This is a genomic window from Chryseobacterium sp. Leaf394, from assembly GCF_001424105.1.
Classification (GTDB): Bacteria; Bacteroidota; Bacteroidia; order Flavobacteriales; family Weeksellaceae; genus Chryseobacterium.
The window spans coordinates 157,921-177,264 of record NZ_LMQH01000010.1 but is presented as its reverse complement, the minus strand read 5'-3'; the positions used below and the strand labels follow the sequence as shown (position 1 = coordinate 177,264).

31 protein-coding genes and 1 pseudogene are annotated in these 19,344 nt (G+C 36.1%); 1 reads left to right on the top strand and 31 read right to left on the bottom strand.

Going from position 1 to position 19,344, the window contains the following annotated elements; genetic code table 11:
- Positions 1-324: 324 nt before the first annotated feature.
- The 30 genes from ASG21_RS03615 to rplC all read right to left on the bottom strand — a co-directional run bounded on the left by ASG21_RS03615 (position 325) and on the right by rplC (position 16,505).
- Complete coding sequence (locus tag ASG21_RS03615; RefSeq protein WP_056076008.1) at positions 325-1,116, bottom strand: hypothetical protein; 792 nt, start codon at positions 1,114-1,116, stop codon at positions 325-327.
- Between the two features lie 5 nt (positions 1,117-1,121).
- Entirely contained in the window at positions 1,122-1,754 is a 633-nt protein-coding gene (locus ASG21_RS03610) for a response regulator transcription factor (RefSeq protein ID WP_056076006.1), read from the bottom strand.
- A 599-nt stretch (positions 1,755-2,353) separates the two neighbouring features.
- On the bottom strand, positions 2,354-2,872 hold the full coding sequence (gene rplQ / locus ASG21_RS03600; RefSeq protein WP_056076000.1) for a 50S ribosomal protein L17: 519 nt from the start codon (positions 2,870-2,872) through the stop codon (positions 2,354-2,356).
- Between the two features lie 6 nt (positions 2,873-2,878).
- On the bottom strand, positions 2,879-3,874 hold the full coding sequence (locus tag ASG21_RS03595; protein WP_056075998.1) for a DNA-directed RNA polymerase subunit alpha: 996 nt from the start codon (positions 3,872-3,874) through the stop codon (positions 2,879-2,881).
- 33 nt (positions 3,875-3,907) lie between these two features.
- Entirely contained in the window at positions 3,908-4,516 is a 609-nt protein-coding gene (rpsD, locus tag ASG21_RS03590) for a 30S ribosomal protein S4 (protein WP_056075995.1), read from the bottom strand.
- 19 nt (positions 4,517-4,535) lie between these two features.
- Complete coding sequence (rpsK, locus tag ASG21_RS03585) at positions 4,536-4,925, bottom strand: 30S ribosomal protein S11 (protein ID WP_034694697.1); 390 nt, start codon at positions 4,923-4,925, stop codon at positions 4,536-4,538.
- A gap of 12 nt (positions 4,926-4,937) precedes the next feature.
- Positions 4,938-5,315, bottom strand: a complete 378-nt coding sequence (rpsM, locus tag ASG21_RS03580) for a 30S ribosomal protein S13 (RefSeq protein ID WP_056026795.1) — start codon at positions 5,313-5,315, stop codon at positions 4,938-4,940.
- Between the two features lie 9 nt (positions 5,316-5,324).
- A complete protein-coding gene (gene rpmJ / locus ASG21_RS19835) occupies positions 5,325-5,441 on the bottom strand; it encodes a 50S ribosomal protein L36 (RefSeq protein WP_007839480.1) in 117 nt (38 codons plus the stop codon).
- Between the two features lie 110 nt (positions 5,442-5,551).
- On the bottom strand, positions 5,552-5,767 hold the full coding sequence (gene infA / locus ASG21_RS03575; RefSeq protein ID WP_027381317.1) for a translation initiation factor IF-1: 216 nt from the start codon (positions 5,765-5,767) through the stop codon (positions 5,552-5,554).
- Positions 5,768-5,770: 3 nt separating this feature from the next.
- Complete coding sequence (gene secY, locus ASG21_RS03570; protein ID WP_056075992.1) at positions 5,771-7,150, bottom strand: preprotein translocase subunit SecY; 1,380 nt, start codon at positions 7,148-7,150, stop codon at positions 5,771-5,773.
- A gap of 8 nt (positions 7,151-7,158) precedes the next feature.
- The gene (gene rplO, locus ASG21_RS03565) at positions 7,159-7,608 is read right to left on the bottom strand and encodes a 50S ribosomal protein L15 (protein WP_056075989.1); all 450 of its coding nucleotides are present in this window, start codon (positions 7,606-7,608) and stop codon (positions 7,159-7,161) included.
- Positions 7,609-7,725: 117 nt separating this feature from the next.
- A complete protein-coding gene (gene rpmD / locus ASG21_RS03560; protein ID WP_007839493.1) occupies positions 7,726-7,902 on the bottom strand; it encodes a 50S ribosomal protein L30 in 177 nt (58 codons plus the stop codon).
- Positions 7,903-7,912: 10 nt separating this feature from the next.
- Positions 7,913-8,434, bottom strand: coding sequence for a 30S ribosomal protein S5 (rpsE, locus tag ASG21_RS03555; RefSeq protein WP_056075986.1), 522 nt, complete (start codon positions 8,432-8,434; stop codon positions 7,913-7,915).
- Between the two features lie 18 nt (positions 8,435-8,452).
- Positions 8,453-8,803, bottom strand: a complete 351-nt coding sequence (rplR, locus tag ASG21_RS03550) for a 50S ribosomal protein L18 (RefSeq protein WP_056075982.1) — start codon at positions 8,801-8,803, stop codon at positions 8,453-8,455.
- A 14-nt stretch (positions 8,804-8,817) separates the two neighbouring features.
- Positions 8,818-9,363, bottom strand: coding sequence for a 50S ribosomal protein L6 (gene rplF / locus ASG21_RS03545; RefSeq protein WP_056075980.1), 546 nt, complete (start codon positions 9,361-9,363; stop codon positions 8,818-8,820).
- A gap of 17 nt (positions 9,364-9,380) precedes the next feature.
- Complete coding sequence (gene rpsH, locus ASG21_RS03540) at positions 9,381-9,779, bottom strand: 30S ribosomal protein S8 (RefSeq protein WP_056026813.1); 399 nt, start codon at positions 9,777-9,779, stop codon at positions 9,381-9,383.
- A gap of 348 nt (positions 9,780-10,127) precedes the next feature.
- Positions 10,128-10,397 carry a 30S ribosomal protein S14 gene (gene rpsN, locus ASG21_RS03535; RefSeq protein WP_047442254.1) on the bottom strand — a complete coding sequence of 90 codons (270 nt, stop codon included), beginning with the start codon at positions 10,395-10,397 and terminating at the stop codon, positions 10,128-10,130.
- Positions 10,398-10,400: 3 nt separating this feature from the next.
- Positions 10,401-10,952 (bottom strand): 50S ribosomal protein L5, encoded by a 552-nt coding sequence (rplE, locus tag ASG21_RS03530; RefSeq protein WP_056026816.1) that lies wholly within the window; start codon positions 10,950-10,952, stop codon positions 10,401-10,403.
- Between the two features lie 13 nt (positions 10,953-10,965).
- Positions 10,966-11,292 (bottom strand): 50S ribosomal protein L24, encoded by a 327-nt coding sequence (gene rplX, locus ASG21_RS03525; protein WP_056075978.1) that lies wholly within the window; start codon positions 11,290-11,292, stop codon positions 10,966-10,968.
- Positions 11,293-11,311: 19 nt separating this feature from the next.
- Positions 11,312-11,680: a 50S ribosomal protein L14 gene (gene rplN / locus ASG21_RS03520; RefSeq protein ID WP_002983226.1), complete on the bottom strand. Its 369-nt coding sequence runs from the start codon at positions 11,678-11,680 to the stop codon at positions 11,312-11,314.
- Positions 11,681-11,682: 2 nt separating this feature from the next.
- Entirely contained in the window at positions 11,683-11,937 is a 255-nt protein-coding gene (rpsQ, locus tag ASG21_RS03515) for a 30S ribosomal protein S17 (protein ID WP_034678021.1), read from the bottom strand.
- 11 nt (positions 11,938-11,948) lie between these two features.
- On the bottom strand, positions 11,949-12,134 hold the full coding sequence (rpmC, locus tag ASG21_RS03510; RefSeq protein WP_056075976.1) for a 50S ribosomal protein L29: 186 nt from the start codon (positions 12,132-12,134) through the stop codon (positions 11,949-11,951).
- A gap of 12 nt (positions 12,135-12,146) precedes the next feature.
- Complete coding sequence (rplP, locus tag ASG21_RS03505; RefSeq protein WP_056075973.1) at positions 12,147-12,572, bottom strand: 50S ribosomal protein L16; 426 nt, start codon at positions 12,570-12,572, stop codon at positions 12,147-12,149.
- 97 nt (positions 12,573-12,669) lie between these two features.
- Complete coding sequence (gene rpsC / locus ASG21_RS03500; RefSeq protein ID WP_056075970.1) at positions 12,670-13,431, bottom strand: 30S ribosomal protein S3; 762 nt, start codon at positions 13,429-13,431, stop codon at positions 12,670-12,672.
- Positions 13,432-13,438: 7 nt separating this feature from the next.
- On the bottom strand, positions 13,439-13,837 hold the full coding sequence (rplV, locus tag ASG21_RS03495) for a 50S ribosomal protein L22 (RefSeq protein WP_056075966.1): 399 nt from the start codon (positions 13,835-13,837) through the stop codon (positions 13,439-13,441).
- A gap of 2 nt (positions 13,838-13,839) precedes the next feature.
- A complete protein-coding gene (gene rpsS / locus ASG21_RS03490; protein ID WP_056075962.1) occupies positions 13,840-14,118 on the bottom strand; it encodes a 30S ribosomal protein S19 in 279 nt (92 codons plus the stop codon).
- 2 nt (positions 14,119-14,120) lie between these two features.
- Positions 14,121-14,942 (bottom strand): 50S ribosomal protein L2, encoded by an 822-nt coding sequence (gene rplB, locus ASG21_RS03485; protein ID WP_056075959.1) that lies wholly within the window; start codon positions 14,940-14,942, stop codon positions 14,121-14,123.
- A gap of 22 nt (positions 14,943-14,964) precedes the next feature.
- A complete protein-coding gene (gene rplW / locus ASG21_RS03480) occupies positions 14,965-15,255 on the bottom strand; it encodes a 50S ribosomal protein L23 (protein ID WP_056026836.1) in 291 nt (96 codons plus the stop codon).
- A gap of 3 nt (positions 15,256-15,258) precedes the next feature.
- On the bottom strand, positions 15,259-15,888 hold the full coding sequence (rplD, locus tag ASG21_RS03475; protein WP_056075955.1) for a 50S ribosomal protein L4: 630 nt from the start codon (positions 15,886-15,888) through the stop codon (positions 15,259-15,261).
- On the bottom strand, positions 15,879-16,505 hold the full coding sequence (gene rplC, locus ASG21_RS03470) for a 50S ribosomal protein L3 (RefSeq protein WP_056075952.1): 627 nt from the start codon (positions 16,503-16,505) through the stop codon (positions 15,879-15,881). Before rplC ends, rplD begins: the two co-directional genes overlap by 10 nt.
- Positions 16,506-17,155: 650 nt before the next feature.
- Between rplC and ASG21_RS03465 the strand changes: the two genes are divergently transcribed.
- Entirely contained in the window at positions 17,156-18,937 is a 1,782-nt protein-coding gene (locus ASG21_RS03465) for a tetratricopeptide repeat protein (RefSeq protein WP_056075949.1), read from the top strand.
- Positions 18,938-19,075: 138 nt separating this feature from the next.
- On the opposite strand, the pseudogene ASG21_RS20545 reads toward ASG21_RS03465, so the two are convergent.
- A pseudogene (locus ASG21_RS20545) lies at positions 19,076-19,344 on the bottom strand (hypothetical protein); the annotation flags it as partial.

Sequence of the window (19,344 nt, the reverse complement as noted above, 5' to 3'; positions counted from 1 at the left end):
ATAAATAAAACTTTGGATGACAGCCAATAAATTTTCTTGTCCGATTATCTTAACACTTAAAAAACAAATTGCAACAATAAAAATTAGTATGCAGACATTATGAACAGTTTTGAAGATTTTTTTATAATAAAATATAATATATAATATATAAAAATATTTTGTAAATTCATAAACGTTGCCATCTATGATACCACAATATATTAATGTTTCTGAAAGAAATACAACAACAAAATATATATACAAAAACCTATGCCTTGCTTTCTTTATATTAATAGAAAAAGCAAGACATAGAAAAATGACTACTAAATATAGTTCATGCATAGATTAACATCCTGGAGGCTTTAAACAAAAATCATCATAGTAAATTGTAGGTGCGGGAGAATCAATACTGTAAATTGCCATTATTAAAGTAAAATGGAACTTTTTACTTTTTCCCGTTGAATTAGTTTTCTGGTCACTTATAATGCCTGGAAATAAAGTTAAAGCAGAATCACCATTATTTGGAACATAACTTTTAAAAGTATCATATGGTATTATTATGTCTGTTGTATTGCCATAAGAGCTGTCACCTTGATGTTGGGGATCACTTCCTACAAGGTTCATCTTTATTCTATTCATCTTTGCATATATATTCTTCTTAAAGATACTATCTCTAATTATAAAATCTGACTCGGTAACTTTTGTTAATTTTGATACCTCAGTTATCACATACTTGTCTCCATCAGGAGACATATACAATATGTCTAACTTATTATCTGTACTACTTAAAATAAAGTGAAATGGATTTTTCCCATTTTTTACGTCTAGTTCGGTCGCAACTTTATCTTGGATTTTAAAGAAAAATGGATACTCGCCTTTATTTGTCAACGAGGGCGAAAGTTCTTTTACATATAAGTTAAAATAACTATCTGCTGATGTATCAGGTATATTTCTAAGTTGTTTCTTGATATTTGAGATTGTTAAGTATTGGATTAATACACTATCAATCCTATTTATAACAATTGCTGAATCACTAATATCACCATTATTGGTAGTGACGTTATTTTTCTTACAGGCTGTTAATAAGAACAACAACATGGTAGTTAGTATAACAGTTAATAATTTTCTTGTTCTCATAATTTCTAGTTTTTAAAATAGTTAAATTTATTAATAGCCTCCACTTTGTTATTGACGTGGAGTTTTCTGTAAATATTTCCGACGTGCTTTTTCACCGTGTCGATGCTGATGAAAATCTTGTCGGCTATCTCTTTGTATAAAAGGCCAGCTGAAAGCAGTTCGACAATTTCAGTTTCGCGTTTTGTGAGTTCTTCGCAATCGTTTTGATCAGTGTTTTTTCTTTCAAAATGACTCAGGACTTTTCGGGCAATTGAAAAACTCATTGGTGCGCCGCCACTGTAGACATCGCGAATGGAGGAAAGTATTTTATCCATGCTTTCACCTTTTACGAGATAGCCTGTAGCTCCGGCTTTCAGGGAACTGAAGACTTTTTCGTCATCTTCAAAGCTGGTACACATAATGAACTGTGTTTTGGGCAGGTCTTTTTTGATTTTTGAGATGACGTCGATGCCGAGCATATCCTGAAGCTGAATATCCATCATCACTACGTCTGGACTGTATAATGAGAGATCATCCAGGGCGTTTTTACCATTGAAAAACTGGGCAATCACTTTCATGTCGTCCTGATAATCGATTACCTTCTTCAACGCATTGTTGTAGTTTTTCTCGTCTTCTACTATGGCTATGGAAATACTCATGCTGCTAATATTTAAAGACAAATTTCGACAGAATCCGAAACAGGGGCAATTACACTTTCGGGTAATTTTAAAGTTTTGAGTTTCCGTGGAATGGTTTAGTTTTTGTTTCTTAAATTTAGTTAAAATTTAAACACAAAAAAGAGAATTAACAGAATTTTTTTAATTAAATAATATACTATGAAAAATATAGCTTTCGCAATCATTATTTTCTCAGCATTATTAGGCAGTTGCGGTAAAGAAGGAAATAAAAATATTCTAAAGACCGATAGCAACGGAACTGTTTTGGCCGATAACGGAAAAGAAGATGAGAATGTTTCTTACAATACCGGTGTAAACGGTAAAAAGATGATCAGAACCAATTATCTGTATAAAGCAACCGACGGCTCACAGGTAAAAGTTATTTTTGATTATGATCCGGGAACAAGTGATGTGGAAATAAGCAGCAACGGCAAGACTTTTAAACTTGACAAAATAAAATCAGACGGAAAGGTTACCACTTATGAAAAGGGCGATATGAAAGCCACTGTAAAAGGAGACAGTCTGATTCTTCATCAGGGAAGCAATGTTATTGNNNTTTTTTTTATATATCTGTAAGAATATTATTCTCCAGCTTTCTCTTCAGTAGAATCTGTTGATTCAGCCTTTGGCTCTTCAACTTTTTCTTCTGCTACAGGAGCAGCTTCAACAGCTACTTTTGCAGTAGTAGATCTTCTACTTCTTCTTGTCGTCTTTTTCTCCTCAGCATTAGGATTGTAAAGTTCGTTGAAATCAACAAGCTCGATAAGAGCCATGTCAGCAGCATCACCTTTTCTGAAACCAGTTTTGATGATTCTTGTGTAACCTCCGTTTCTTTCTGCGATTTTAGGAGCTACTGATCTGAAAAGTTCAGTAACAGCCTCTTTACTTTGAAGATATGAAAAAACAATTCTTCTATTGTGTGTAGTATCTTCTTTTGCCTTTGTTAACAGAGGCTCAACATATACTCTTAAAGCTTTCGCTTTAGCTACAGTAGTGTTGATTCTCTTATGCTCAATTAGAGAACAAGCCATATTAGAAAGTAAAGCGCTTCTGTGTGAAGACGTTCTTCCTAAGTGATTGAATTTTTTACCGTGTCTCATTATTATTTAATTATCAGCGTCTAATTTATATTTTGCAACGTCAAAACCGAAGTTAAGACCTTTTGAATGCACCAATTCTTCTAGTTCTGTCAAAGATTTTTTACCAAAATTTCTGAATTTCATCAAATCAGACTTACTGTAAGAAACCAATTCTCCAAGAGTTTCTACTTCAGCTGCTTTCAGACAGTTTAGGGCTCTTACAGAAAGATCCATATCTGCTAATTTAGACTTAAGTAACTGTCTTGTGTGAAGCGTTTCTTCATCGTATTGGATAGATGCTTTCACAGCTTCAGTCTCCAGAGTGATTCTCTCATCAGAGAACAACATGAAGTGATAAATTAATATCTTAGAAGCTTCAGTTAAAGCATTCTGAGGGCTGATAGAGCCATCAGTTTCTATATCTAATACAAGTTTTTCGTAGTCTGTTTTTTGCTCTACACGGTAATTTTCAATACTATACTGTACTTTCTTGATTGGTGTAAAGATTGAATCAATAGCAATGGTACCGATTGGTGCATTGTTTGATTTGTTTTGCTCTGAAGGAACATAACCTCTACCTTTATCAACATTGATAGTAATTTCGAAAGAAACATCAGAATTAAGGTTACAGATCACCAATTCCGGGTTTAAAACCTCGAAACCAGTCATTGATTTACCTAAATCTCCTGCTGTAATAACCGTTTGCCCCGAAACTTTAGCAACTACCTGCTCATTAGCCTGGTTTTCTGCTGAAGCTTTCAATCTCACCTGTTTAAGGTTAAGAATAATTTCGGTAACATCTTCGATTACTCCCGGAATAGTTGAAAATTCGTGCTCTACACCTTCTATTTTGATAGATGAAATAGCGTATCCTTCCAGAGAAGAAAGCAACACTCTTCTCAAAGCATTACCGATTGTAAGCCCGAAACCTGGTTCTAAAGGACGAAATTCGAATTGACCTTTAAATTCATCAGAGTTAAGTAGGATTACTTTATCGGGTTTTATGAATTGTAAAATTGCCATATTGTTGGGTTGAGCAAAAATTTGATTAAAAAATTATTTAGAGTAAAGTTCGACGATAAGCTGTTCCTTGATGTCTTCCGGAATCTGGATTCTTTCAGGAGCAGTGATGAAGGTACCTTCTTTCTTCTCATCGTTGAATTGTAACCACTCGTAGTTTGATTTAGCTGCCAAAGCGTCAGCTACAACTTCAAGAGATTTAGATTTTTCTCTAATAGCGATTACATCACCAGCTTTCACCAAATAAGATGGAATGTTCAGGATTTCACCATTCACAGTTACGTGTCTGTGTGAAGTCAACTGTCTAGCTCCTGATCTTGTTTTAGCAAAACCTAATCTGTAAACAACGTTATCAAGTCTTGATTCGCAAAGCTGTAACAGAACTTCACCTGTAACACCTTTACTTCTGTGTGCTTTTTCGAAAAGGTTGGCAAACTGTCTTTCTAAAATACCGTAAGTATATTTAGCTTTTTGCTTTTCCATTAACTGAACAGCATATTCAGATTTCTTTGCTCCTCTTCTTTTGTTAGGACCGTGTTGTCCTGGCGGTTGGTTTTTTCTTTTCTCGAAGTTTTTATCATCTCCGTAGATTGCAGCACCAAACTTTCTAGCAATCTTAGTTTTAGGTCCAATATATCTTGCCATAATGGGTAAATTCTAAAAATTAAACTCTTCTTCTTTTTGGTGGTCTGCATCCGTTGTGTGGCATAGGCGTCACATCAACGATTTCGCTTACTTCAATTCCTGAATTGTGAATAGATCTGATAGCAGATTCTCTACCTGCACCAGGACCTTTCACAAACACCTTTACTCTTCTTAAACCAGCTTCGTGAGCTACAGCAGAGCAATTTTCAGCTGCCATTTGAGCAGCAAAAGGAGTATTCTTTTTAGAACCTCTGAAACCCATTTTACCGGCAGAAGCCCAAGAGATCACCTCTCCGTTTTTATTTGTTAAAGAAATGATGATGTTATTGAAAGACGCCTGAATGTGCGCTTCACCAATAGCCTCAACTTTTACTTTTCTTTTTTTAACTACTTTAGTTTGTTTTGCCATAATTCCTAACGATTATTTACTAGCTTTTTTCTTGTTAGCAACAGTTTTTCTCTTTCCTTTACGTGTTCTAGAGTTGTTTTTCGTTCTCTGGCCTCTTAAAGGTAATCCAAGTCTGTGACGTATTCCTCGTTGGCATCCTATGTCCATTAATCGCTTAATGTTCAATTGCACTTCAGATCTAAGCTCTCCTTCTACTTTGATGTTTTCTGAGATATAATTTCTGATTGCAGCCAATTCATCGTCATTCCATTCGTTGACTTTTTTGTCTTCGCTGATACCGGCGTTCTTAAGGATTTCGGAAGATGTACTTCTTCCAACTCCGTAGATGTAAGTTAAACCGATAACTCCTCTTTTGTTTTTTGGTAAATCAATACCTGAAATTCTCGCCATAATTTAATGTTAACCTTGTCTTTGTTTAAATTTTGGGTTTTTCTTGTTGATTACAAACAGTACACCTTTTCTGCGTACGATTTTGCAATCAGCACTTCTTTTTTTAATTGATGCTCTAACTTTCATTTTGAAAATTTTTGTTTTTCTTTATTTACCAAATGGAATCTGCGATCTCATTTGAAATATTTATACTTTAACAATAGCCAAACGGAATATTGCATCCATTTGGCATTTGTTTAATATCTAAATGTAATTCTCCCTTTTGAAAGATCATAAGGAGACATTTCCAGTTTTACCTTATCACCAGGTAAGAGTTTAATATAGTGCATTCTCATCTTCCCTGAAATATGAGCAATAAGAATATGCCCGTTTTCCAGTTCTACACGAAACTGTGCATTGGATAGCGCTTCTGTAATCACACCGTCCTGTTCAATATGTTTTTGTTTTGCCATAAATTAATATCCGGTTGTTCTTGACAATTTAGACTGCATCAAGCCATCATAATGATGATTTAGCAGATAAGTATTGATCTGTTGAACAGTATCTAATATTACTCCCACCATGATTAACAGCGATGTACCACCGAAAAACAGGGCAAAAGCGTCTGTCTGAACAAAGCTTCCATGCACAATTGCCGGAAGGACTGCAAAGATAGCTAAAAATATTGAACCGGGCAAAGTAATTTTTGATAATATATCATCCAAATAATCAGCAGTCTCTTTCCCTGGTCTTACCTTTGGTACCAAACCACCCTGTCTCTTCAGATCATCGGCCATTTGGTTTACCGGAATTGTGATTGCTGTATAGAAAAATGAAAAGATAATAATCAATAACGCAAACAATACATTGTACTGCCAGCTGAATACATTTTTAAAACCTGCAAGGAAAGTATTAGACTCGTCTACTTTTGTAAGCAAACCAGGTACGAACATCAATGCCTGAGCAAAGATAATCGGCATTACACCGGCTGCGTTTACTTTCAACGGAATCCACTGTCTTGCACCCTGCATTAGATTTTTATTTACACCTCCTCTTGCCTGAGCTCTGCTTACATACTGAATAGGAATTTTTCTTACAGCCACCGATAATACAACAGCTAAAAGAACCACTATCATCCAGAATAGAACTTCAACCATGATCATGATAGAACCTAAACCTCCTTTACCGTTCTGAACAGCGATTTCCTGTACGAATGCTTCCGGTAATCTTGAAAGGATTCCCACCATAATAAGGATAGAAATACCGTTCCCGATACCTTTGTCGGTGATTTTCTCACCCAACCACATTGCAAATACGGAACCGCCTACCAGGATTACAATACTTGGTAACCAGAACATAATTGAATTAGGATCTACGAAATACGCAGACTGGAACTGAGCGTAAGGTAAGAACAACTGAGTGATCGAAGTTAAATAAGAAGGCGCCTGTACAAGACAAACTCCGATAGTTAACCATCTTGTGATCTGATTCAGTGTGTTTCTGCCAGACTCTCCGTCTTTCTGTAATTTCTGAAGATAAGGAATTGCCATCCCCATCAGCTGAACAATAATTGATGCAGAAATATAAGGCATGATACCTAACGCCATCACAGAAGCGTGGCTGAACGCCCCTCCTGTAAATGACGAAAGCAAGCCAAGGAGACCTGCTCCCTGCTTGTTTCCGCCTTGATTTTTATAATGCTCTAAGAGATCTCCTACTTCTGCAAGGTTGATCGCAGGTAAGGAGATGAAAGATGCGAATCTATACACAAGGATGATAAATAAAGTAAAGAGAATTTTTTCTCTTAACTCTTTTAAGCTCCAAATATTTTTGAGGGTCTGTATAAATTCTTTCATTAGTAATATTATAAGGTAATTGCTTTTCCTCCCGCTTTAGAGATCAACTCCTCAGCAGATTTAGTGAATTTGTCAGCAGAGATTGAAACCGCAGATTTCAATTCTCCTCTACCCATAATTTTCACTAATTCGTTTTTAGTAATTAAACCGTTTTCAATCAATACTTCTCTCGTGATCTCTCCAGTGATAGATTTGTTCTCGATTAAAGTTTGGATAGTATCAAGGTTAATTCCTCTAAACTCTTTTCTGTTTACATTTTTGAAACCGAATTTCGGTAATCTTCTCTGCAAAGGCATCTGTCCACCTTCGAAACCGATTTTCTGAGAATAACCAGCTCTTGCTTTCTGACCTTTGTGACCTTTTGTAGAAGTACCTCCTTTACCGGTACCCTGACCTCTACCAATTCTCTTTGAATTGAAAGTAGATCCTGCAGCTGGTTTTATGTTGTTTAAATTCATTGTATTAAAATTTGATATTTGAAATTTGATATTTGAAATTTTACAATTTCAAGTGAAAATAAGAAATTTGAACAGAGATCTGCATCTCAAATTTCAAACTTCTAATTTCAAATCAATTTATTTTTGAACTTCAAGTAAGTGACTCACTGCAGCGATCATTCCTAAGATAGAAGGCGTAGCTTCGTGCTCTACAACTTGGTGAAGTTTCTTAAATCCTAATGCTTCAAGCGTTCTCTTTTGGGTTTTTGTTCTACCAATAGCGCTTCTTACTTGCTTTACTTTAATTGTTGCCATTGTTTATTTATTAACCGTTAAACACTTTAGTTAGAGAAACCCCTCTCATTCTTGCGATCTCTTCTGGTCTTCTGATGTCTAACAACGCTTTGAAAGTTGCCTTTACTACGTTGTGAGGGTTTGAAGATCCTTTAGATTTTGAAAGGATATCGTGAATACCAGCAGATTCCAATACCGCTCTTACCGCACCACCGGCGATAAGTCCTGTACCGTGAGAAGCAGGTCTCATGAAGATATCAGCACCACCGTATCTTGCAGAAGTCTGGTGAGGAATCGTATGGTTCATTACAGGAACTTTTACTAAGTTTTTCTTAGCATCTTCTACAGCCTTAGCGATAGCAGAAGCAACTTCCTTGGATTTTCCTAAACCAAAACCGATAGTTCCAGCTTCGTCACCTACTACAACAATTGCAGAAAATCCGAAAGCTCTACCTCCTTTGGTTACTTTTGTTACTCTATTTACAGCAACGAGACGATCTTTAAGTTCTAATCCTCCCGGTTTTACTCTTTCTATATTATCTAGTCCTAACATATTTCCGAAATTTAATGATTAGAATTTAAGTCCACCTTCTCTCGCACCGTCAGCAAGAGCTTTCACTCTACCGTGGTATACGAAACCGTTTCTATCAAATACAATATTTTCAATTCCTGCAGCGATTGCTTTAGCAGCGATAGCTTTACCTACTGCGGCAGAAATTTCACTTTTTGTTCCGGTAGCTGCACCCTTCTCTCTTGAAGAAGCTGATGCTAAAGTTTTACCGTCTTTATCGTCGATTAACTGAGCGTAAATTTCCTTATTACTCTTGTATACAGATAATCTTGGCAAATCAGCAGATCCAGAGATTTTTCCTCTTACTCTTCTTTTGATTCTTATTCTTTTTTCTAATTTACTTAGTGCCATTTTCTTAAAATTTATTAAGCAGATTTACCAGCTTTACGTCTAACAATTTCTCCTACGAATCTTACACCTTTTCCTTTGTACGGTTCAGGTTTTCTGAAAGATCTGATCTTTGCAGCAACCATTCCTAAAAGTTGGTTGTCGTGAGAAGTTAAAGTAATAATTGGGTTTTTACCTTTTTCAGTCAATGTATCGATGATTACTTCCTTTGGAACTTCTAAAACGATACCGTGAGAGAATCCTAAAGCTAACTCAAGTTTTTGACCTGCGTGTGAAGCTCTGTATCCTACCCCTACCAGTTCTAATTTTTTTGTGAAACCTTCTGTAGTTCCCAAAACCATGTTGTTGATCAACGCGCGGTACAAACCGTGCAATGCTCTGTGTTGTTTAGCGTCAGATGGTCTGCTTACAGTAAGCTGACCGTCGTTTTGCTCAATAGTAACTCCACCAGTAAGCTCCTGAGAAAGTTCTCCTTTTGGACCTTTTACAGTTACTACACCTTCTTTCTCAGTGATTGTAACTCCTGCTGGAATTGTTATAATTGCTTTACCAATTCTTGACATTTTCCTTTGATTAAAAATTAATAAACATAGCAGATTACCTCACCGCCTACTTTTTCTTCTCTAGCTTTCTTATCAGTCATTACTCCTTTAGAAGTAGAGATGATAGAAATACCCAAACCGTTTAGTACTCTTGGAAGTTCACCTGAACCTTTGTACTGTCTCAAACCTGGTCTTGAAGCTCTTTGAATGCTCTTGATTGCCGGTTTGCTGGTTTGCTTGTCGTACTTCAAAGCGATTTTGATCGTTCCCTGAACAGCGCTCTCCTCAAACTTGTAGTTTAAGATATAACCCTGATCAAATAAGATCTTAGTAATCTCCTTTTTGATTTTCGATGCAGGAATTTCCACCACTTTGTGGCCTGCGCTTTGTGCGTTCCTTACTCTAGTCAGGAAATCTGAAATTGGATCTGTTACCATTTCTTTGTTTTAAATTATTGGTTAATGACAGTCAGTATTGAAAAGACTTGAAGATTAAAGACTGTATGGCTCCGAAAGTTTCTTCGCCAAATCTCTTTACCCTCAGTATCTTAACAACTTAATTGTCACTTTGATTTTTTTAATTTCATTTAATTCTAATAAACATAGCCAAAACGAAGATTAGTCCCCAGAGAAACAATAATTTCCCTGAGCGGGTGCAAAAGTACAAAAAAAATTAATACTATTTATTTTTTTTCTCTGACTCTAAGCGACTTAATTCTGTGCTCTATTTATTAAAATACAGCTGACTTATAAAATATAGAAGTCAGCTGTAAAAATTTTTATTGCTTACCAACTAGCTTTCTTAACCCCTGGGATAAGACCGTTGTTTGCCATTTCTCTGAAAGTTACTCTGGAAATACCGAACGTTCTCATGTATCCTCTTGGTCTGCCTGTCAGTTTACATCTGTTGTGTAATCTTACAGGAGAAGCATTTTTAGGCAATTTCTGAAGTCCTTCGTAATCACCAGCTTCTTTAAGAGCTTTTCTTTTCTCAGCGTATTTCGCTACAGTAGCTTCTCTTTTGCGCTCACGCGCTTTCATTGATTCTTTAGCCATTTCTTAGTTCTTTTTGAACGGTAAACCGAAGTGAGTTAATAATGCTTTAGCTTCTTTATCTGTTTTCGCTGTAGTAACGAAAGTGATGTCCATCCCCTGGATTTTTTTCACTTTGTCGATTACGATCTCAGGGAAAATGATTTGCTCAGTAATACCTAAGTTATAGTTTCCTCTACCATCGAAACCTTCAGCTTTGATACCAGAGAAATCTCTGATACGTGGTAAAGCGGAAGAAGTAAGTCTGTCTAAGAATTCGTACATTCTTGTAGCTCTAAGAGTAACCTTAGCACCTACAGGCATACCTTTTCTTAATTTGAAAGCAGCCTCATCTTTCTTAGAGATAGTACCAACAGCTTTCTGACCTGTGATGTTTGTAAGTTCTTCCACAGCATAATCGATGATTTTCTTATCTGCTGTAGCATCACCTAAACCTTGAGAGATAACAATTTTCTCTAATCTAGGTACCTGCATTACTGATTTGTAGCCAAATTCTTCCATCATTGCAGGAACAATTTTCTCTTTGTAAGCTACTATGGGTCTTGCTATATATTCCATGTGTTATTTAAAATTATAAAGTTTCACCCGTTTGCTTGTTGATTCTCACTTTCTTATCTCCGTCGATTTTGTAACCGATTTTGATAGCTTTACCGTCTTTACCAACTAAAGCTACGTTTGAGATATGAATTGAAGCTTCTTTTTCAGTAATTCCTCCTTGAGGATTAGAAGCTGAAGGCTTAACGTGTTTTTTAACGATGTTAAGACCTGCAACGATAACTCTAGGGTCTCTTCCTTCTTTTTTGATCACTTCAATAACTTCACCTGTTTTCCCTTTAAGATCTTTCTTTCCGGTAGTTACGATTACGTTATCTCCTCTTTTTATTTTTAACTTTGACATTTTTTTAAAATTTTAAATATTAAAGTACTTCAGGAGCTAATGAAATGATTTTCATATATTCTTTGTCTCTCAACTCACGGGCAACGGGTCCGAAAACACGTGTACCTCTCATTTCTCCTGCTGCGTTTAGCAATACACAAGCGTTGTCGTCGAATTTGATGTATGAACCATCTTTTCTTCTTACTGCTTTTTTAGTTCTTACTACTACAGCTTTAGATACCTGACCTTTTTTAGCGTTTCCTGATGGTGTAGAATCTTTGATTGTAACAACGATTTTATCACCAACTGAAGCATATCTTCTTCTGGTTCCTCCCAGAACTCTGATAACTAGTACTTCTTTTGCACCTGTATTATCAGCAACTTTTAATCTTGATTCTGTTTGTAACATTATTACTTAGCTTTTTCAATGATTCTTACTAATCTCCATCTCTTGCTCTTGCTCAAAGGTCTTGTTTCAGAAATAAGAACTGTATCTCCTTCGTTGCATTCGTTGTTTTCGTCGTGTGCAGTATATTTTTTCGTTTTCAAAACGAATTTACCGTACATCGGGTGCTTTACTCTTGTAGTTTCGCTAACAACAATAGTTTTTTCCATTTTATTGCTGGAAACCACTCCGATTCTTTCTTTTCTTAAATTTCTATCCATTGTAAAAAGGATTATTGTTTGTTAGTTAACTCCGTGTTTAGTCTAGCGATTGTCTTTCTCAAATCTTTGATTTGAATCGGGTTTTCAATCGGGCTGATTGCGTGAGCCAATTTCAGTTTTGAATATTGAGCTTTTGCTTCAGTTAATTGATTTTGAATATCACCCGCGCTTAAATTTTTAATATCAGCTTTTTTCATTGTATACAAAGATTAAAGAGGTTTAACAAAATCGTTAGCAACGATAAATTTAGTAACGATAGGTAATTTCTGAGCTGCAAGTCTAAGAGCTTCCTTAGCGATATCGTAAGGTACACCTCCAACTTCGAACATGATTTTACCTGGTTTTACTACAGCTACCCAATATTCCACGGCACCTTTACCTTTACCCATACGTACTTCGGCTGGTTTTTTGGTAATTGGTTTATCCGGGAAGATTTTGATCCATAGTTGACCTTCTCTCTTCATATATCTTGTAGCAGCGATACGCGCAGCTTCAATCTGTCTTGCCGTGATCCAAGCGCCTTCTGTAGCTTTGATCCCGAAAGTTCCATAAGCAAGTTGATTACCTCTCTGAGCAATCCCCTTCATTTTCATCTTATGTACTCTACGGAACTTGGTTCTTTTTGGTTGTAACATAATTTCTAAATTTTAGATTTTAGATTTTAGATTTTAGATGTTTTTTATTTTAAAAAAGTAACGGTAATTTAAAATGCAAAATTTCTAATCTAAAATTTTAATTATTATTGTTATTGTTGTTGTTTCTTCTAGGTCTTCTGTTGTCTCTGTCTCCACCGTTTCCACGGTTTTCTCTTCTGTCTCCAGACTGACCTCCTTTTTTCTGTTGTCCCACTAGAGGAGAAAGTTCTCTTTTACCGTAAACTTCGCCTTTCATGATCCAAACTTTCACACCTAATTTTCCGTACTGAGTCAATGCTTCACCGATGTGGTAATCGATATCTGCTCTGAAAGTAGACAATGGAATTCTTCCGTCTTTGAAAGATTCTGATCTTGCCATTTCAGCACCGTTCAATCTACCAGAGATCTGAACTTTGATACCTTCTGCACCCATTCTCATTGTACCTGCGATAGCCATCTTAACTGCTCTTCTGTAAGAGATTCTGTTTTCGATCTGCTTTGCAATGCTGTCTGCAACTAATACTGCATCAAGCTCAGGTCTTTTGATTTCGAAGATGTTGATCTGAATATCCTTTTTAGTCAATTTTTTCAACTCTTCTTTCAGTTTGTCAACCTCCTGTCCACCTTTCCCGATGATTAATCCCGGTCTGGCAGTAGTGATTGTAACTGTAACTAACTTTAATGTTCTTTCAATATAAATTCTTGAAATTCCACCTTTAGATAATCTAGCTTCAAGGTATCTTCTGATTTTGTAGTCTTCAGCGATTCTGTCTCCATAATTCTTTCCGCCAAACCAGTTAGAATCCCATCCTCTGATGATACCTAATCTGTTACCAATTGGATTTGTCTTCTGTCCCATACCTTGATTAATTTTCTTTTGTACCTAAGATTAGTGTAATGTGGTTTGATCTCTTTCTGATTCTATACCCTCTACCTTGTGGAGCAGGTCTAAGTCTCTTCAATTGTCTTGCACTGTCTACAAAAATTTCTTTAACGATAAGGTTTGCCTCTTCAATATCAGCACCTTCGTTTTTAGACTGCCAGTTTGCCATTGCAGAAAGTAAAACTTTCTCCAATTTGTTTGACGCGTCTTTTTTAGAATATTTTAGAATGCTTAAAGCTTTTTCAACCTCTACTCCTCTGATGATATCAGCTACTAATCTCATTTTTCTTGGAGAAGAAGGGCAATCGTTGTGTAACGCTTTCGCTACATCCTGATTAGTTAATTTACGTGCTAATGCACTTTCTCTTTTTCTTGATCCCATGATTATCTGCTACCTTTGTTTTTGTTACCACCATGACCTCTGAAAGATCTTGTTGGAGAAAATTCGCCTAACTTGTGACCTACCATGTTTTCTGTAACATATACAGGGATAAATGCTTTCCCGTTGTGCACAGCAATAGTTTGCCCTACGAAGTCCGGAGAGATCATCGATGCTCTAGACCAAGTTTTGATAACTGTTTTCTTATTAGCTTCTATATTTGTCTGAACCTTCTTATCTAAAGTATGATGAATGAATGGTCCTTTTTTAAGTGATCTTGCCATAATTATTTACGTTTAGATATGATATGACGGTTAGACGCTTTGTTTTTCTTTCTGGTTTTGTAACCTTTAGCAGGCATACCGTTTCTAGATCTTGGGTGACCTCCTGAAGAACGACCTTCACCACCTCCCATTGGGTGATCTACAGGGTTCATTACAACCGGTCTTGTTCTTGGTCTTCTACCTAACCATCTGCTTCTACCAGCCTTACCTGATACAGTTAACTGATGATCTCCGTTTGAAACAGATCCAACCATTGCATAACATTCAGTAAGGATCATTCTTGATTCTCCTGAAGGCAATTTCACGATTGCATATTTACCGTCTCTTGAAGTTAATTGAGCTGAAGAACCAGCACTTCTTGCTAAGATTGCACCTTGACCAGGCTTCATCTCGATACAAGAAATCACAGTTCCCAAAGGAATGTTTTTCAGTTTCATTGCGTTACCGATGTTCGGCTCTACGCTTTCTCCTGAAATGATCTTCTGATCTACTTTGATCCCGTTTGGAGCGATGATGTATCTCTTCTCTCCGTCTGCATATTCCACCAAAGCGATGAAAGCAGTTCTGTTTGGATCGTACTCTACAGTTTTTACCGTTGCTTCAACATCATGCTTGTTTCTTTTGAAGTCGATAATTCTGTATTTCTTTTTGTGTCCACCTCCGGTGTAACGCATGGTCATTTTACCAGTTTGGTTACGTCCACCTGACTTACTAATACCAACTGTAAGAGATTTCTCCGGTTTGTTGGTAGTAATTTCCTCAAAATTGTTTACAACTCTGAATCTCTGTCCTGGGGTGATAGGTTTTAATTTTCTAACAGACATTACTATTATTTATAATTAATAATTAATTTACAGCGAAAATATCGATAACGTCACCTTCTACAAGCTTGATTACCGCTTTTTTCAATTTGTTTGTCTTTCCTACTTGAAGACCTTTCTTAGTGTATTTCGAAGAAACCTTCGGAGCATAAATCATTGTGTTAATGTCTGCTACTTTTACACCGTAAGCCGCTTCCACAGCTTTTTTTATCTGGATCTTATTCGCCTTTGGGTTTACCAAGAAAGAATAAGTACCTCTTAAATCTGTAAGGTAATTAGCCTTTTCTGAGATAACTGGTTTAATAATTAGTGACATGATTTATTTCTTTAAATTTTCCTGGAATTTTTCTACTGCACCTTCTAAGAAAACGATCTCACCTGCATTCATAAGGTCATAAGAAGAAATTTCGTTGAATTTCATCACCTTAGTTTTAGGTAAATTTCTTGAAGATAAATACACATTCTTGTTTGTATCAGGAAGAATGAATAAAGACTTCTTGTCATTCAATGCCAAAGCATTCAATACTGTAACGAAATCTTTAGTTTTAGGAGCAGCAATGCTCAGTCCTTCAACAATTCTGATGCTGTTGTCTCTCATTTTCTGAGAAAGAACAGATTTTTTAGCTAATCTCTTAAGAGCTTTGTTCAATTTGAATCTGTAGTCTCTTGGCTTAGGACCGAATACTCTACCTCCACCTCTGAAAGTAGGAGATTTAATATCACCGTATCTGGCAGAACCAGATCCTTTTTGCTTCTTAAGTTTCTTAGTAGAAGCTGTAATTTCGCTTCTTTCTTTTGATTTATGAGTACCTTGACGCTGTGCAGCAAGATATTGTTTTACTTCTAAGTAAACCGCGTGCTTATTTGGCTCAATTCCGAATACTGTTTCGTCTAGAGTTACTTTTTTTCCGGTTTCTTTTCCTGATGTATTTAATACTACTAGTTCCATTTTCTGATAATTACATAAGAATTTTTAGCTCCCGGAACAGCACCTTTTACTACTAAAAGATTTTGTTCTTGATCCACTTTTAATACCTGAAGGTTTTGTACAGTTACCTGCTTACCTCCCATTCTTCCAGCCATTCTCATCCCCTTGAATACTCTTGAAGGATCTGATCCAGCACCGATAGAACCTGGAGCTCTAAGTCTGTTGTGCTGACCGTGAGTTGCCTGCATTACACCTCCAAAGCCATGTCTTTTAACAACACCCTGGAAACCTTTACCTTTTGAAGTTCCTGTAACGTCTACAAATTCACCTTCAGCGAATAAATCTACTTTTACTTCATCTCCTACGCTTACAGTATCAACGAATTCTCTGTAGAATTCTACCAACTTAGCTTTAGGAGCAGAACCAGCCTTTTTAAAATGGCCGGCTAACGCTTTACCAACGTTCTTTTCACTCTTGTCATCGAAACCTAACTGAACAGATTTGTATCCGTCCTTTTCAATGGTTCTGACCTGTAAAACCGAGCAAGGACCAGCCTGAATAACGGTACACGGCATATTTTTGCCGTTTTCGTCAAACAGAGAAGTCATCCCGATTTTTTTTCCAATAATACCTGACATTATTTATATAATATGTTATAAAATTTTCTTGTATCTATAATCATTTCCGGGTTCTCAAGTAATTTCCAAGTTTGAATTGGGCATACTCCTCCCCTAAAATGAGTGTGCAAATTTAGGAATAATTTTCAAATCACCAAACATTTATTACAAAATATTTTGATTTTTAGTGATTTACGTTTTTTAGTGAAAATTCAAAGAAAAAAAAGAGCCCTTATCAGAGTAATTGAATTTGTGGAAGCGGTGAAAACGGAGAGTGACTGACAGAAAATTTCAAAAACAATTATAAATTATTCGCTGCTAAGTATTTAAAACTTTTTTATGAATTACAATAAAAAACACTTACCCGGGAACGAATAAGTGTAGCAATTTTCATCATTTGTATCAGTAGAATCTACATGCGTAAAAAATAAACGTGGTTATTAGTTCATTAATTTTAGCAGGATTAACATCTTTTATTATATTTAATTTGTTTAAATTAAACTATCAAAGAAAGATATTCTACTCCTTTAAGCTGTTACAAAATTATGTTAACTTTACTGCCAGCGCAAAACTGTTGGGTGGACAAATGGGTGGACATTTAGTACAACTTTGATTTACAGCGTATTATATGTTGAAAATTATAATATTCGCCTGATCAAAGACTGATGTTCATGAGAATAAACGATGCCGGCAACAATAATGCTGATAAAAATAAAGGTATGACCAAAGCTTTAACTGTTCTGTTTTTCGTTATTCTCGGAGCCATCGCAAGTGGAAATACATTTGTGCATGACAGCTATTCACCCTCAGACAAAAAAGCAATTGAAAAAATTGCAGAAAACAGGAATGCTTTTTCAGATAAAAGCACGAAGGATTTTAAGTTATATCTCAACTCTGCAATTGCCGGCCATGGTCTTTCAGGCAAAAATGCAGAGACAGTGGTAAACAATGTTTTTTCTGCTTTGAAATATGCAGACGAAAAAGACAAACTTAATAATGTCAGCACCACTCTATTTGAAAATGCCCTCAGAATCTCCAAATCTGAAAAAAGATCAGATCTTACCATTTGGGTTTCGCTTAATTACGCGTTTTATTTTTACACTTACCGGAGGTACGAGAAATGCTTTCCCCTATTTATGTACTGTATCGAAGCTTTGGAAAAAGGTAATGATGAGCAGGTGATCCAGGTCAGCGAAACCTACAAAAAAATCGCCTATTTTCTTACAACAACCAACGATAATGAGAAAGCGGAAGAATTTTTAAAAAAAGCTCTTCAGTACGCAAATCCCGGAAAAGATGACGTAGCCGGCATCCTCAACAATCTCGGATTCTGCAGTCTGAAAAAGAAAAATTATAACGAAGCGGAAAACTATTTCAGAAAAACGCTCTCAACCGCTCAAAAAGCCAGTGACCACGTTCGTTATGCCAAAGCTCTCGGAAGTCTTGCAGATCTTGAACTGAAGCGTAAAAATTATGATAAAGCCATTACTCTACTTGAGAAGGATATTGCAATTTCGGAGAAACATCAGAGTGATCAGAATACAATGTTTGCTTTAAACTTATTAAGTAATGTATACTTTGAAAAAGGCGATATCAAAAATGCAGAAAAGCATCTTGAAGAAGCAAAGAAATATGCCACATCAAAATCTCATTTCAGAAGTTTCGAATATGAGATCAACGAAACGGTTTTGAAAATTGCCAAAATAAAAGGTGACGATCAGCAGGAACTCACGGCAAGACGAAGACTCGAAAAACTGAAAGATTCACTGATGGATTTTGATGCAAAAGAAACCGTGCTGCGGGTTGGCTGGGAGTCGCAAAAGAAGCAACTTCAAATGAAGGCTGAAATGGATGAAGCAGAACTGGAGAAAGAATCCTATTTAAAGATTTCCGCAATTGTGCTTTCCTGCATGCTGCTTATTCTTATGGTATTTATTATCCGGTCTTACCGCCACAAGATGACAAGTAAAAAAGGAGAGTACGAAAAAAAAGTGCTTACCCTGATGATTGAAAAAATAAAATCTGAAAATAAACTCAGCGAAACCCACAAAACACTGCAGTCTTACCAAGTGTATCTTTCTGAGAAAAACAAACAGATTGAAGAACTGGAAACGGAAATGCAAAATGTAAAAAACTCTTCCTATTCTGAACTTGAAGAAGAGTCCGGTAATCTGCAGAAACTTTTAGAATCCCATTTGATGACGGATGAAAACTGGAAAAACTTCAGAAATGCTTTCATCCAAAAATATCCTTCCCATTACAGGGAGCTCAACAGGCAGTTTCCCGACCTTACCGATTCGAATCTCCGGATCATTATTCTTATCAAATTAAATATGAACAACACCGAAATTTCCCGTCTTCTCGGTGTTACTATTGATGCTGTGAAAAAGGCCAAGCACAGACTAAGAAAGAAATATGAAAATGACCACGAAAGTCTTTTTGAGCAGATTTAAAAAAACTTTCCAGCCTGAAATTAACTTTTGTGGTTAAACCGATTTTTTGATTTAATCTTTTTTAGATTCATCAACAAAAACAAACTGGACATATTCACCTGAAACAAAAAACTCAGAGATAATTCTCTGAGCCTTATTTTATTTTCTGGAATAAACTGTTCTTAAAAAATCACCGTACGAACTTTCGAGCCCTACGAGATCTCCGGATTTTAAATTCAAACCTCCCACTCCCGATTCATCGGCCTTCACTTTTGAAGATGAAGCCTGAAAATAATAAGAAGAATTTTGGTCTTTCACCTGAAATTTAAGCGTTGATCCTAAAAGTTTTTTGGTAGAAATGGTATAAATCTCTCCTGCTATCACAGGAATTGAAAGATAGGAACGGGGCTCAAGTACATAATCTTTTC